The following is a 14498-nucleotide window of genomic DNA, read 5'->3' on the forward strand; positions in this document are numbered from 1 at the left end:
TAATAACTAACTACCGCTGACAACAAGCAACTAACAACTGACAACTAAACAAAAATGGGTTTTTTTGAAAATATATTATTAGCATTAAATTCACTGAGGACGAACAAACTCCGCGCTATACTTACGTTGCTTGGAATTGTCATTGGTGTTTTTTCTATCATTGCCATTATGACACTGCTGAATGCGTTACAGGCAGGAATAGATACAGGCTTAAGTCAGTTGGGAAGCAATACTTTTCAGATTCAGAAATTCCCTGCAATACAGTTTGGTCCCGGTAATAATAAATTGAGAAACAGACCTGATATTACCTATGATGAAGGCGTAAGATTAAGAGAAAGAGCAACAGTTTACAAATACATGTCGCTTGAGTTTTACGAGTTTGCAAAAACATTTAAGTACGGAGCTGAAAGTACTAATCCGAATTTCACAATCGGAGGAGTTATACCCGATTTTCTTCCATGCAATGATTACTCAATAGCGGAAGGAAGATTTTTTACAAACACAGAAGTACAGAACTCAGCCCCTGTGTGTATAATAGGAATGGAAACCGTTGATAAACTTTTTAAACACGAAACCCCTATAGGAAAACAGATTCTTCTGGACGGAAAACAGTTTACCATAATTGGTATATATGCATCTAAAGGAGCGGGATTTGGCTCTACACAGGATAACTCTGCATTCGTTCCTATAACACGATTTATGGAGTTGTGGGGCACGCATGAAAAATCATGTAATATTGCTATTCAGGCGCCCAGTAAAGAAACATATAATGAGTGTCAGGAAAATGTAATGAGTGTTTTCAGAGTTATAAGAAAAGTAAAGCCTGGTGAACCTGATAACTTTGAAATCTTTTCTAATGAATCTTTGATGGGAACTGTGAACAGCTTTACCAAATACTTCAAATACGGCGCAGGCGTTATTTCGTTCATCTCACTCCTTGCCGCAGGTGTCGGCATTATGAATATCATGCTTGTATCTGTTACGGAACGTACTAAAGAAATCGGCATCCGAAAAGCTATAGGCGCAAAGAATACAATTATTCTCAGACAGTTTTTAATTGAAGCAGTTGTGCTTTGTTTAATAGGAGGAATTATAGGTATAGTAATGGGAATTGGCGTTGGAAACTTAGTTGGATTGTATCTGAATTCTCCGATTGTTATTCCGTATGACTGGGTTCTTATCGGACTTATTGTCTGCAGCGCTGTAGGTATTGGTTTCGGAATGTATCCTGCATATAAAGCCGCGCAGTTAAATCCGATTGATGCATTGAGATACGAATAATTTCAATTACGAATTTCAAATTACGAATTACGAGTTTTTAAGTATAAAAGAAAAAGCCCGCGAGAAAAAATTTTCTCACGGGCTTTTTTGTATTACAGTAATGGAAATTTTTTATAAAGCGAAACTGACAAGTACTTTAAAATTATTTCTTTCATGTTCATCAAGAATTAAGTTTGAGTCAGGCATGTTTTCAGATTTCTTTAATGCCGGTAACTGATGAAGCCATGTGGCAGTTACAAACCAGTTATCTGCACGGTAGCAAATATTGGGACCCAGGAATAATGCTGAGCTTTCAAGCCCTTTGCCGTCCGGTAAATAATTTAAGTTTGCTGCTTCAAATCCGAATGAGAAATTTTTACTCGCCTGATATGAACCGCCTAAAAATACTTCAAGCGCAAGTTCCTTTTCAGTTTTTTCCGGAAGTGGATTAAAGCCCCATTCATATTCAGCATTTAAGTTTAAAGCTAAAGTAAAATCTCTGCCAAGTTTTTTATCGAACAATAGTTTTGTTTCAAGCTCAACTTCTCTTGTGTTTAAAGTAAGTTCAACATAAGGAGCGAAGCCCATAAAATTTGTATATTTATTCGATACCTGGTAAATCCATTCAGAAGAAATTCCTTCGAATTCAAATTCAGTATCGTATGTATTCAATAATGAATTTTCTTTGGTTTCATTTTTAAAGTTTACATAGAATGCAGTCTGCAGTTTATCTGTTACACCGACTTCGTATTCAAATCTTGTATCAATTCTTGAGAAAAAATTTTCTCTGCCGACTCTGAAATTATTATGTAGTTCAAAGTCACGCATGTTTTTCTTTAATACATCTGTTGTGTATGTGTAAGGAAAAGGTCTTTCATCTGCCTTTAAATTAACGGTTAATAAAAAGAGGAAGACTAAAATTACTGAAGTTCTAAAAAAGTGCATTTGGGATTATATTTATAGGTTTGAAAATTTCTTATCTAAACTTAGTCTAAATAAGAATAAAGTTAAAGTGAGAAATTGAGCTATTTTAAGGAAAATTTGTTTTTAAAAGTTGTGTCAATGGAAAACAAATTATTTTTGCTTATTAATAGTAATAGGGATGGTATGATGGATTTATACGGAATGTATTGGTAAATTATACTGTGTTAATTTTATTCAATGTATAGGTCTTTGGTAAAAATGTTACAAGAATACGACTATTTTCGTTCTGAAGCTCTCCATAAAATGGGGACAAGTTCCGCATTTCCACGGAGGATGTGTTGCCCTTTCTTATCAAGTAGGGGAAGGAGGGATAACCAAACCCAACCTGTCAGGTTTGTAGTGATGAAATCCCTCAATATGAAAAATTAATTTTTATGTGATGAAAACGAAAAATAGTGACTTTCCTTTACGATGCTGAAGCCCCAAATAAAGTGGCATTTGCAACATGGAAAGTAGTTGTGTCTCCCCCTCCTTTACAAGGAGGGGGATTAAGGGGGTGGTTAATAAAACTCAACCTGATACGATTAAAACCTGTCAGTGTGTAGTTAGTAAATACGTCAAAAATCTGTCAATATGAGAAAACTAATTTGACCCTATAAATACGTTACAACGATGTGAATATTTTTCTTTGCGAAGCTGGAGCATCGCAACGAGGGGAAAGGGGAGATAATGTTTTACAATACCGGAGAAATCAAAATCAAAACAAAATTTTATATAAAGCCGCTATTGAAAAAACAATTTTTTAACTCAAAACTTACGAGGGGGCGTAAGTTTCGATATATGAAAAAACAAAGTTTATGATTGACAAAGAGAAGCGAAATCAAAATTATAAATTTTGCAATTTTAACTGCAATCAAAAATTTTTAATTTAAGTTCATTCAAAAAATTTATAACTCAAAACAAAATGGAATACAGAATAGAGCACGATACAATGGGCGAAGTAAAAGTGCCGGCTGATAAATACTGGGGAGCGCAGACTCAGAGATCAAAAGAAAATTTTACAATCGGCGGTAACTTAATGCCGAAAGAAGTTGTATATGCTTTTGCAATTTTGAAGAAAGCTGCAGCTATGGCTAATCATGAGTGCGGAGTTTTATCAGAAGATAAAATGAAATTGATAGGACAGGTATGCGATGAAATTCTTGCAGGTAAACTGGATGATGAGTTCCCATTGGTTGTATGGCAGACAGGTTCTGGTACGCAGTCAAACATGAACGTAAACGAAGTGATTGCAAACAGAGCTCATGTATTAAGCGGCGGGAAGCTTACGGATGAAAAGAAAGTTCTGCATCCCAATGATGACGTTAATAAATCACAATCCTCCAATGATACTTTCCCGACCGCAATGCACATTGCAGCATATAAAATTTTAATCGATAACACATTACCGAACACTGATAAACTTAGAAATACATTGCATGAGAAATCTGAGAAGTATATGAGTGTTGTAAAAATAGGAAGAACTCACTTAATGGATGCTACTCCATTAACATTAGGACAGGAATTTTCAGGATATGTTTCACAGCTTGAGCACGGAATGAAGACAATAAAAAATTCACTTGAACATTTATCTGAACTTGCACTCGGCGGTTCTGCAGTAGGTACAGGATTAAACGTCCCTAAAAATTACGATGTAATTGTTGCAAAACATATTGCCGAGCTTACAGGACTTCCGTTCAAAACTGCAAAAAATAAATTTGAGGCATTGGCTGCGCATGATGCAATTGTAGAATCATCGGGAGCATTAAAAACTCTTGCATGCAGCTTGATGAAAATTGCAAATGATGTGAGACTTCTTGCTTCGGGACCGCGCAGCGGAATAGGGGAGATTATCATTCCCGAAAACGAACCCGGTTCATCTATCATGCCCGGTAAAGTAAATCCCACACAGGCTGAAGCAATGACCATGGTATGTGCGCAGGTAGTCGGTAATGATATGGCAATTAACGTAGGTGGTATGACAGGACATTTTGAGTTGAATGTATTTAAGCCGGTTATGATTTTTAATTTTTTAAATTCAGCAAGACTACTTGGCGATGCATGTGATTCATTCGATAAGCATTGTGCAATCGGCATTGAACCTAATTATGCAAGGATAAATGTGCAGCTTGAAAATTCATTGATGCTTGTGACTGCACTGAATACACACATAGGTTATGAGAATGCAGCAAAGATTGCAAAGAAAGCGCATAAGGAAAATAAAACATTAAGAGAAGCAGCAATTGAATTAGGCTTATTGACGGATGCAGAATTTACAGCTAAAGTTGACCCGAAGAAAATGGTAGGGAACATATAAAGATAACATTGGGTTAAAACTATAGAGACATAATAAGATTAGTTTTTCGTATAGGGTAAATTTAAATGAATATCTACATACTATCATTTGTTCTAACTTAATTTAACAATCAAAATATATTAATGCTAAGATTTAAAGCAGACAGAAAAACCTTAATTTTCATGTTCATCACAACTTCACTGTTAATTGTACAGTGGAATTACAGCACACTTGACCAGGGAAATTTTAGCGCAATAAATATCTTCCTGTTCATTTGGGCAATGTTCATGGCAGTTACAGTAGCAACTATGACTCACAATCATAACCACCTCCCTATGTGGAAAAATAAATTTCTTAACATCTTGACTGACTGGTGGCTAACTTGCTTTTATGGTTTCCCTGTTTTCGCTTGGATTCCGACACATAATAAAAACCATCACAGATTAAATAATAAAGAAGGCGATTACACGATTACTTACAGATTCAGTGAGAAGAATAATTTTTTCACTCTCATTTCTTATCCTACTATAAGCGGATTTTATCAGCAGAAAGCTATTAAAGACCATCTTAGCGAATTAAGAAAAACAAATAAAGAAAAATTCTATTTATGCCTTGCACAATATGCAGTGCTTGGAATTTTCATAGCTGCATTTTTATTACTAGACTGGAAAAAAGCATTATTGTATGTAGTTATTCCGCAGCAGTTTTCTTTATTCAGTGTTTTGATTTTTAATTATCTTCAGCACGTTCATGCCGATGAAGAATCTGAAACAGATCACTCACGAAATTTTGTCGGCGGTTTGAATTTCTTCTTATTCAATAATGGATTTCATACAGTCCATCATGACAGAGCCGGATTGCACTGGAGTGAAGCTCCAGCAGCACATGCGAAAATTGCTCATAAGATTGACCCGGAATTAAATCAGAGAAGTTTCTGGTGGTATATTATTAAGACTTATTTCATTGGTCCTTTAACACCAAAAGCCAGAAGAGAGAGAAGCAGAAGATTAGACAGAATTGCTAAACAGAAAATGCAATCTGCTTAATCAAGTAAGATAAATTTAGATATAAAATAAAAAATCCTGCTATGAAAATTCACGGCAGGATTTTTTTATATATAAATAAATTTTAACTTACTGCTTTACTTCATCGAAAGCTTTTTTGAATTCTTTTTCAGTCTGCTTACCGATTAAGCTTTTTACTAATTTCCCATCCTTAAAAAAGAAAGTAGAAGGAATCGCTCCCTCCCAGTTTTTATCCAGCATCATTATCAGTTTTTCATCTTTATCGAACGAATTATAGTATGTGACAAAATCCACATTATTCTTTGCAAGGAACGGTTTTGTTTTTGTTTCAAGGTCACCTTTTTCATCCAGTGAAATCAGTACCAGATTTGCAACATCTTTGTTTTCCTTTCCGAATTTAACAAGGTCAGGAAACTCCTCTTTACAAGGACTGCACCAATAAGCCCAAAGGTTAACTATAACAATTTTATCGTCGCTGTTTTTAAGCAGCTTTGAAACCATCTCTTCATTTTTCAGCGGCTGAATTTCCTGAGCATTTGCAAAGCTGAAGGAAACTAAAAGAGCTGAGAGAAGGAATAAATTTTTTAGTATTTTCATTTATAATTTTATAAAAATTATTTTCTTTTGATTCCGCATCCGAACGAAACTGTTGTTGATTTTGCAACAGGCCTTCCTGCAAGTAAATCGTCTAATGCATTTTTTAAATCAGAAGAAGTAACGTTTGCTTCATCTCTGTCGTTATCAATTCTTCCGTGGTAAACTAATGTCATATTCTTATCTACAACAAAAACTTCAGGTGTTTTTTGCGCGCCGAATAAATCAGCTACAACACTTCCGTTATCTTTTAAAACAGGGAAAGGATATCCTTTTTCTGTTTTGTGATTTTTAACTTCTTCTGTTGACTCGTTATTGTTTGAATTAACTGCCCAGAAAGAAACACCCTTTGGCATATATTCACCTGCAAGTGAGTTAATTCTTGAAGTATATGGCTGAACGTTAGGGCAGACAGTTGACCAGAACATAATAACTGTATATTCCGAGCCGCTGTTGGAAAGCGAATATGTATGACCATCAAAATTTTTAATAGTAAAATCACTTACTTTATCACCGATTTTTAAATCAGATGGATTTCCTGCTGAATAAGAAAGTGAAGTAACAGCAAAAGTGAGAAGAACTAAGAAAATTACTGATTTTAACTTTGACATTGTTTGATATCTCCTTGGTTGGTTTTTAAAGTTTTAGTTAATAACGATTTATAAATAAAAAAGTTCACTGAAAACTGATATAAATCATTTTTTATGCCCATAATTTTATCGATTTTTACATAGAAATAAAACTTAATTAATAATCCGTTTACTTCATTTAATCTTAAAAATATATGAGGTATTTTATAAACATAAATTCATAACTCCATGATACACGAATATGCAAGCAGGATAGTTAATCCCGAAAAAGCTGTTGAAATTGTAAAATCAGGCGATAGAGTATACTTACACGCTAATAGCTGTTACCCTGAATTACTTGTAAAAGCACTTTGCAATAGATATAACGAGCTTAATAATGTGGAAATTTGTCACTTAACATCATTTACTACTGCTCCTTATGTAAATCCTGAAATGGAAGGCCATTTCCGTCACAATGCACTTTTTACCGGAAATAATGTTAGAAAAGCAGTACAAGCCGGAAAGGCAGATTTTACTCCAATATTTCTATCAGAAATTCCGATATTATTTGAGAGCGGAAGATTCCCGATTGATGTTTGTTTTCTTCATCTTTCAATGCCCGATGCTCATGGTTATTGTTCCTTCGGAGTAAGTAACGAGTGTACAAAAGTTGCTGCGGAAAATTCAAAAATTATTGTTGCCCAGCTAAATAAAAAAATGCCAAGAGTTCTTGGTGATAATTTTATTCACATTGATAAAATTGATTACATAGTTGAGTGTGATATAGATCTTCCTGAGCTTCCGATGGTTGACCCGAACATGGGTAAAGAAGAGAAAGCTGTTTACAGAAAAATAGCGGAGAACATTTCAACTTTAATTAAAGACGGTGATACTTTACAAATGGGTATCGGCGCAATTCCTGACGCAGTACTTCCTTATCTGAGAGAAAAAAATGATTTGGGAATTCATACCGAAATGTTTTCAGACAGCTTAATAGATTTAATAGAGCTTGGTGTTGTAAACGGTGACAGAAAAACTTTACTCCCCGGCAAAGTGGTATCAAGCTTTGTCATCGGAACGAAAAAAATATTCGATTATATTGATGATAATTCTCTGATTGAATTCAGAACGTCAAAGTTTGTTAACGATCCTTTCACTATAGCCAGAAATGACAACATGATTTCAATAAACTCATGCATAGAAGTTGATATAACTGGACAAGTATGCGCAGATTCTATAGGACATAAGATTTATTCGGGATTCGGCGGACAGGTTGACTTTATCCGGGGTTCGGCAAGAAGCAAAAACGGTAAACCAATTATGGCATTTGCATCTACTGCAAAAGGGGATACAATTTCTAAGATAAAACCGTTCTTAACTCCCGGTGCAGGTGTAACTACTTCAAGAGGCGATGTTCATTTTGTTATTACTGAATTCGGTATTGCTGATTTATTCGGCAAGACTTTAAGGCAAAGAGCAGAGTTGTTAATAAATATTGCTCATCCGAATTTCAGAGATGAACTGACACAAAAAGCAAAAGAATTAAATTATTTATAGAATAGAATAATAACCTGAATTATATATTGAGTAAAAAAGAACTGGCAATTGTACTTGTAAGCGGAGGAATGGACAGTGCATTAACAGCTGCATACGCCGCAAAAAAATATGACCTGGCTTTTCTGCACATAAACTACGGGCAGAAAACAGAGAAGAGAGAATTGAAAGCTTTCAAGGATATTGCAAGATATTATCACGTCAAAAAAAGATTAGTTGTTGATATAAGATACCTCAGAGATATCGGCGGTTCATCTTTAACTGATTCACATATAAAAATAGAAAAGGCTGATTTAAAAAATAAAAGTGTTCCGAATTCATATGTCCCTTTTCGCAATGCAAACATACTTGCAATTGCAACAAGCTGGGCAGAGGTTATAGGTGCAAAACATATTTATATTGGAGCAGTTGAGGAAGATTCAAGCGGATATCCGGACTGCAGAAAAGATTTTTTTGATGCATACAATAAGATGATTGATAAAGGCACAAAGCCTTCGACGAAGATTAAAATAGAAACACCGATAATTAATTTATCAAAGAAAGAAATAGTTTTAAAATCAGTTCAGATGAAATCACCGATTCATCTGACATGGTCATGTTATAAAAGCAATACTGAGGCTTGCGGCGAGTGCGACAGCTGCGCTTTGAGGCTCAGAGGATTTCAGTTAGCAAAAACGGAAGACCCCATTCCTTACAAGAAACGACCATTTTACAACTAAACTATTCTAATGAAAGATAGTAAAGTCCTGAAAATTGCCGCTATCCTATTTATTCTGGGGGTAACATTTTTTGCGCTTAAAACACTGCAGGAAATATTGCTGCCGTTTTTTATTGCAGTGATAATTGCTTTTATATTCGAGCCGTTCTTTGAATTATTAAAGAAGAAAAAAGTCCCGTCCTTTCTTGCAATAATTATTGTTATACTTTGTATCGTAATAATTGCAAATATTACAAGCATATTTGTACTCACAAGTATCGGACCTTTCACAGCAGGAATTCCCAAGTATCAGGATAAGTTTACTTCTCTTATTGAGTACGCAACGAACTCATTGAAAAATTTCGGATTCGATGCTAATGCTTTTAAGGAATCCATGAACCTGAAAAATCTTGTAAAGGATAGTTCAGTTCAGGGATGGATTACTTCTTTGTTCACAAGCATAGCCGGAATTTTTGGAGACTTCGTTCTTATAATTATATACGTTGCCTTTATTCTTTCCGAGTTAGGCAGTCTGAAACGCAGAGTGTTAAGAGCTTTTTCCGAAGAGCGCGCAAGGACGATTGCAAAAACTATGGGAGATATTTTCCTTGATGTAAGAAGATACATAGTAGGGAAGACACTTATAAATCTGATTCACGCAATTGTAATCGGAATTATTTTATGGGCATTCAATGTTGATTTTTATATCGTCTGGGCGTTTCTTTCATTTTTAATGAATTACATTCCTACAATTGGCTCTATGATTGCAACAGTGCTGCCATTTATGACAGCTTTGGTTCAGTTTGATAGTTTCGGAGTAGCAATTGTTATATTGATAATTTTAATAGTTCTTGCAAACGTAGTTGGAAACGTAATTGAGCCTCAGGTTTTGGGGGATAAATTGGATTTAAGTCCAATTTTATTATTACTATCTTTGATATTGTGGGGATATATCTGGGGAATTATGGGTATGATTCTATCTATTCCAATTATGTCCATGATAAAAATTGTTCTGATGAATTTTGAATCGACACGTCCTGTGGCAATATTAATGAGTTATAACCAGAGTTCGATAACAGATATAAAAGAAAAACAAAAATATACACACGTTATAAAAAAGATACTCAAAGGAAAAAAGAAAGATGATAACAGTAAAAATTAAGAATATAAGAGACAAAGAAATTACAGCGGATAACATTGACGAAGCTATGTATAAATTGGCAGAAGAGAAAAAAACATCAGACTCCAAGATAATCAATGCAGCTAAATCTGTTTCTGATCATTCCGGTTTATATGAATCAATTAAAGATAAAATTTCGAAAGTCAATGGTTATCAAAAAATTTCGAAAGATGAAATGAATGAACGATAAGATATTTATTGATACAAACATCTGGGTATATTTTTGGTTAAAAGATGAAACAAATCAAGTAAATGATAAGAACAAATTTATAGTAAATTACTTGGATAAACAGAGAGAAGAAAATAATCAAATTTTCTCAAGCATACAGATTTTTAATGAATTGTCCAATGTATTTCTGAAAAAGTATAAGTTAGATTTTGAAATAGTTAAATATTACCTGGGATTTACTAAAGAACTTACTGAAATTATTTCAATAGAATTTGAAGATATTCTTAAAGCAATAGATATTAAACAAAAATATAACTTAAGTTACTTCGACTCATTGATGATTCAAAGTGCTTTGAAAACGAATTGTACAATACTTTACTCTGAAGATTTAAATCACAATCAGATTTTTGAAAACAAATTAAAGGTAGTTAATCCTTTCAAATAAAATTTTTTATTCAATAAAACATATAAAACTACAGGAGAAAAAATGCCCTACTCAATGAAGTTGAAAGATTGGGTGCAGGAGTGCGCCGATCTTTGTAAACCCGATGCCATTTACTGGTGCAATGGTTCAGATGAAGAATATCAAATGCTCGTTAATAAAATGCTTGAAGACGGTACTTTTCATAAACTAAATGAGAAGACCTATCCGAACAGCTATCTATCATATTCAAATCCAAACGATGTTGCCCGCGTTGAGCACTGCACATTTATTTGTACAAAAGATCAAAAAGATGCAGGTGTAACAAACAACTGGAAATCACCCGATGAGATGAAATCCATGATGAGAGAAATCTATGATGGCTGTATGAAGGGACGTACTATGTACGTTGTTCCTTACGTAATGGGTCCTTTAGGCGCTCCGGCCTCTAAGGTTGGCGTTGAACTCACAGACTCACCTTATGTAGTGGCCAACATGAAAATCATGACAAGAATGGGGCAGAAAGCTCTTGATCAGATGAAAGATGAATATGATTACGTTGCAGGTCTTCACTCAGTTGCTGATTGCAATCCTGAAAGAAGATATATCGCTCACTTCCCTGAAGAGTATCTGATATGGTCTGTTGGCTCAGGTTACGGTGGAAACGCATTACTCGGTAAAAAGTGTTTTGCGCTTCGTATTGCTTCATGGCTTGCCAAACAGGAAGGCTGGATGGCAGAGCACATGCTTATCCTTGAGCTTGAAACACCTGACGGAAAGAAATCATACATCACAGCAGCTTTACCATCTGCCTGCGGAAAGACAAATCTTGCAATGATGGTTTCGGCTCTTGAAGACCAGGGCTACAAAGTAAAAACAGTCGGTGACGATATCGCATGGATGTACATCGGCGAAGACGGCAGATTATATGCTATCAATCCTGAAGCAGGATTTTTCGGAGTTGCTCCCGGAACAAACCCAAAGACAAATCCTAACGCAATTGCTTCACTTCACAAAAATGCAATCTTCACAAACGTTGCTCTCACAAAAGATAATGAGCCATGGTGGGAAGGCTTCACAAAAGAGAAACCTGAAGGCATGAAGGACTGGAAGGGCAATGATTACACAGGTGAAGGAAATGCTGCTCACCCGAATTCACGCTTCACAGCTCCTGCAGCACAATGCCCATGTATCTCTTCTGAATTTGAAAACCCGATGGGAGTTCCAATTGATGCTATTTTATTCGGCGCAAGAAGAGCTACAAACGTTCCGCTTGTATATGAAACATTTGACTGGCAGCATGGTGTATTCGTAGGCGCAACAATGTCATCTGAAACAACAGCAGCTGCAACAGGCGCAGTTGGTGTTATCAGAAGAGACCCGTTTGCAATGCTTCCGTTCATCGGATACAATGCAGGTGATTACTTCCAGCACTGGCTTGATATGGGCAAGAAACTCGGTGATAAAGCACCGAAGATATTTCACATCAACTGGTTCAGAACCGATGAGAACGGCAAATTCTTATGGCCGGGATTTGGTGAAAACGCCAGAGTTCTTAAATGGGTTTACGAAAGACTTCATGGCAAAACAGATGCAGTGAAAACAGCAATTGGTAATGTACCTACAGCTACCGGACTTGATACAACAGGACTTGATATGACAAAAGAACAAGTTGAAAAAGCACTTGAAGTTAAGAACGAAAACTGGAAAGGCGAACTTCCAGGTATGAAAGAATTCTTTGAAAAAGTCGGTGATGCTCTTCCTAAGGAAATGTGGGATGAGTACCATGCACTTGAAAAAAGAATCGGATAATAATAAATCTTATTAGTAATTTACAAATATAAGCCCGCTTGAGATTTCTTAAGCGGGTTTTTTATAATTAAATTTTTTAAGTGCTAAGTACTAGAGAATTAAAATGTCCGGGCTGCGGAATAATGCATGGAGGTTCTTTTACTCCCGACCCAACCAATCCGGATTGGGTGACTTGTGATATTTGCGGGAAAATCTTCAATATTTACGACGCTCAAATTGCCAATAAAATCCCCCGCACTGAAATTTACGGCATTCTTTTCATAATAATATTTGTTATTGTTTTATTTGTAATTGCCATAATTAGATAGTTCAATCACTACATTTAAACTTATCTTACTATCATTTCTCCTACCAATTTCATTTTTTGATTTCTTTTTCAGGTAATAAACTCGTTGTGCTTTTGGCACGGAAAGTGAATAAAAGGGAATTAGAAAGCAAAACTAATTAACCCTATAAACCCTAAACACCATGTCAGTAGAATTCAACAAAATCGATAAGCCCTTTATTAAGATTACAAAAAAGTCTTCTAAAAGAACAGAAATGAAGTTCACATTTCAAAAAATGAACGACAATGAAGTTATGGTAATTTTATATGAAGATAATAACGAACTTCTTTCTTTCAAATGTTCCAATGTAAATTTCTCTCAGCTAAAAGAGTTTAATGATATAATAGCAACTAATCCTTTATTTTATATGAGCGCAGCTCCTGCAGGTTTAGTTTATTAATCTTATAAATTTTTTTTCATTTCTTTTCCTTTCCTTAGAGCCCGCAGACGGGGGTAATATTTCTGCGGGTTTTTTTATTTTGTATTATTAAGTACAAACTACTAAATTGCTCAAACCAAATTTCAATCTTAATCTTTAATTTACTTTAATAATTATCAGGGGGATAACTTGAGCAAATTTTTTAATAAGTTCGGGCTTTCTTTTGCAATCCTTGTTAGCTTAAATTATCTTTTTCTGCACATGCTAAAAGGAATTGAAAGCAGCGTTGTTGCCACTATCCGTGTTTTTCTTATTGTAATTTCAATGGCGCTTCTTGCCACCTTCTGGAAAAAGTGGAGTAAAATTCCTTTCAAAGAACTTCTTATCATTGCACTTGCAGGTGGACTCAACTTCGGTCTATATTCTTATACAATAGCAAAAGGTCTCCAGGAAACCACTGCCACACAAGCATCAATTATTTTCAATACCGCTCCTATTTTCTCCATGATATTTGCAGTCCTGTTCCGCCTAGAAAAATGGTCATGGCCTGCATTTGCCGGAGCTGTTGTAGCAATCTCAGGAGTAGTAATATCCACGCTTGGCGGTTTGCATCAGGGCAACGGCAGCTTACTTGGCGATATGCTCATGCTTTTTTCCGCAATGATAATTTCATTCAGCTCAGTGCTTGTAGCAGGCATCAGCAAAAAATATAATCCCGTCGCATTTACTGCTTTACTTGCATTCTTTGGTTTACTTGTACTTATTCCATTCTCATTTACAGATTTACAGGCTACTCCCTGGGCGACACTCGGGCTTAACAAATATCTGATGCTTGGCTTTGTTGGCATCATTGGCGGAGCAGTAGTCTTCGGCTGTTATTATAAGTGCATCAGCCAGGTCGGAGCTTCATCTGCAATGGTATATACTTTTTTCAGCGTTCCGCTTACTATAATTTACAGCATCATATTCCTGGGGCAGGGAGTTCATCATATGCAGATAATCGGTGCCATCGTTGTCCTTACCGGAGCAGGCTGGAGCATATATCAGCGTAATAAAAATAACGAAGCACTGGCTCATCCGACTCACCACTAACTATGCCCCTATTAGTAGGGAAGTTTTTTGTGAAGAATCTAAAATGCGCTTTAAGATTTTTTAAAAATAGTCGGGAAAAAGTCGGGTTTTTCAAAAATCAGCAAACTGAAATTCTAATTGTCACATTATTGTCACATTCTTTTGATTTCAAATTTTAAATT

At 35.4% G+C, this 14498-nt stretch carries 14 protein-coding genes; 11 read left to right on the forward strand and 3 right to left on the reverse strand.

The genetic code is table 11. The annotated features are described in order from the left end of the window. Nucleotides 1-54: 54 nt before the first annotated feature. The gene (locus JST55_00490) at nt 55-1281 is read left to right on the forward strand and encodes an ABC transporter permease (protein MBS1491951.1); all 1227 of its coding nucleotides are present in this window, start codon (nt 55-57) and stop codon (nt 1279-1281) included. 111 nt (nt 1282-1392) lie between these two features. Here the strand turns inward: JST55_00490 and JST55_00495 are convergent, their stop codons facing one another. Then, nucleotides 1393-2205, reverse strand: coding sequence for a hypothetical protein (locus tag JST55_00495; protein MBS1491952.1), 813 nt, complete (start codon nt 2203-2205; stop codon nt 1393-1395). A gap of 943 nt (nt 2206-3148) precedes the next feature. Between JST55_00495 and fumC the strand changes: the two genes are divergently transcribed. Beyond that, nucleotides 3149-4540, forward strand: coding sequence for a class II fumarate hydratase (fumC, locus tag JST55_00500; GenBank protein MBS1491953.1), 1392 nt, complete (start codon nt 3149-3151; stop codon nt 4538-4540). Between the two features lie 122 nt (nt 4541-4662). Continuing rightward, the gene (locus JST55_00505; protein MBS1491954.1) at nt 4663-5565 is read left to right on the forward strand and encodes a fatty acid desaturase; all 903 of its coding nucleotides are present in this window, start codon (nt 4663-4665) and stop codon (nt 5563-5565) included. Between the two features lie 87 nt (nt 5566-5652). Here JST55_00505 and JST55_00510 read toward each other — a convergent pair whose 3' ends face one another. Continuing rightward, nucleotides 5653-6141, reverse strand: coding sequence for a TlpA family protein disulfide reductase (locus JST55_00510; GenBank protein ID MBS1491955.1), 489 nt, complete (start codon nt 6139-6141; stop codon nt 5653-5655). A gap of 17 nt (nt 6142-6158) precedes the next feature. Beyond that, nucleotides 6159-6749 (reverse strand): thioredoxin family protein, encoded by a 591-nt coding sequence (locus JST55_00515; protein MBS1491956.1) that lies wholly within the window; start codon nt 6747-6749, stop codon nt 6159-6161. A gap of 207 nt (nt 6750-6956) precedes the next feature. Between JST55_00515 and JST55_00520 the strand changes: the two genes are divergently transcribed. From JST55_00520 to JST55_00555, 8 genes are all read left to right on the forward strand, one after another. Next, nucleotides 6957-8264 carry an acetyl-CoA hydrolase/transferase family protein gene (locus JST55_00520; GenBank protein ID MBS1491957.1) on the forward strand — a complete coding sequence of 436 codons (1308 nt, stop codon included), beginning with the start codon at nt 6957-6959 and terminating at the stop codon, nt 8262-8264. A gap of 68 nt (nt 8265-8332) precedes the next feature. Next, entirely contained in the window at nt 8333-8980 is a 648-nt protein-coding gene (gene queC, locus JST55_00525; protein MBS1491958.1) for a 7-cyano-7-deazaguanine synthase QueC, read from the forward strand. A gap of 9 nt (nt 8981-8989) precedes the next feature. Continuing rightward, the gene (locus JST55_00530; protein ID MBS1491959.1) at nt 8990-10120 is read left to right on the forward strand and encodes an AI-2E family transporter; all 1131 of its coding nucleotides are present in this window, start codon (nt 8990-8992) and stop codon (nt 10118-10120) included. Further along, on the forward strand, nt 10101-10328 hold the full coding sequence (locus JST55_00535) for a hypothetical protein (protein ID MBS1491960.1): 228 nt from the start codon (nt 10101-10103) through the stop codon (nt 10326-10328). Before JST55_00530 ends, JST55_00535 begins: the two co-directional genes overlap by 20 nt. Then, nucleotides 10318-10752, forward strand: coding sequence for a PIN domain-containing protein (locus tag JST55_00540; protein MBS1491961.1), 435 nt, complete (start codon nt 10318-10320; stop codon nt 10750-10752). Before JST55_00535 ends, JST55_00540 begins: the two co-directional genes overlap by 11 nt. 42 nt (nt 10753-10794) lie before the next feature. Further along, the gene (locus JST55_00545; GenBank protein MBS1491962.1) at nt 10795-12540 is read left to right on the forward strand and encodes a phosphoenolpyruvate carboxykinase (GTP); all 1746 of its coding nucleotides are present in this window, start codon (nt 10795-10797) and stop codon (nt 12538-12540) included. 468 nt (nt 12541-13008) lie between these two features. Beyond that, on the forward strand, nt 13009-13266 hold the full coding sequence (locus tag JST55_00550; GenBank protein MBS1491963.1) for a hypothetical protein: 258 nt from the start codon (nt 13009-13011) through the stop codon (nt 13264-13266). A 168-nt stretch (nt 13267-13434) separates the two neighbouring features. Then, nucleotides 13435-14337, forward strand: coding sequence for a DMT family transporter (locus JST55_00555; protein ID MBS1491964.1), 903 nt, complete (start codon nt 13435-13437; stop codon nt 14335-14337). Nucleotides 14338-14498: the final 161 nt, after the last annotated feature.

It is taken from the genome of Bacteroidota bacterium (assembly GCA_018266835.1).
Taxonomy (GTDB): domain Bacteria; phylum Bacteroidota; class Ignavibacteria; order Tepidaquicellales; family Tepidaquicellaceae; genus JAFDZO01.

Bases quoted from the DNA above. Each gene is read 5' to 3' on its own strand.
- JST55_00490 (MBS1491951.1), top strand. From the start codon at position 55: ATGGGTTTTTTTGAAAATATATTATTAGCATTAAATTCACTGAGGACG.
- JST55_00495 (MBS1491952.1), bottom strand. From the start codon at position 2,205: ATGCACTTTTTTAGAACTTCAGTAATTTTAGTCTTCCTCTTTTTATTA.
- fumC (MBS1491953.1), top strand. From the start codon at position 3,149: ATGGAATACAGAATAGAGCACGATACAATGGGCGAAGTAAAAGTGCCG.
- JST55_00505 (MBS1491954.1), top strand. From the start codon at position 4,663: ATGCTAAGATTTAAAGCAGACAGAAAAACCTTAATTTTCATGTTCATC.
- JST55_00510 (MBS1491955.1), bottom strand. From the start codon at position 6,141: ATGAAAATACTAAAAAATTTATTCCTTCTCTCAGCTCTTTTAGTTTCC.
- JST55_00515 (MBS1491956.1), bottom strand. From the start codon at position 6,749: ATGTCAAAGTTAAAATCAGTAATTTTCTTAGTTCTTCTCACTTTTGCT.
- JST55_00520 (MBS1491957.1), top strand. From the start codon at position 6,957: ATGATACACGAATATGCAAGCAGGATAGTTAATCCCGAAAAAGCTGTT.
- queC (MBS1491958.1), top strand. From the start codon at position 8,333: ATGGACAGTGCATTAACAGCTGCATACGCCGCAAAAAAATATGACCTG.
- JST55_00530 (MBS1491959.1), top strand. From the start codon at position 8,990: ATGAAAGATAGTAAAGTCCTGAAAATTGCCGCTATCCTATTTATTCTG.
- JST55_00535 (MBS1491960.1), top strand. From the start codon at position 10,101: ATGATAACAGTAAAAATTAAGAATATAAGAGACAAAGAAATTACAGCG.
- JST55_00540 (MBS1491961.1), top strand. From the start codon at position 10,318: ATGAACGATAAGATATTTATTGATACAAACATCTGGGTATATTTTTGG.
- JST55_00545 (MBS1491962.1), top strand. From the start codon at position 10,795: ATGCCCTACTCAATGAAGTTGAAAGATTGGGTGCAGGAGTGCGCCGAT.
- JST55_00550 (MBS1491963.1), top strand. From the start codon at position 13,009: ATGTCAGTAGAATTCAACAAAATCGATAAGCCCTTTATTAAGATTACA.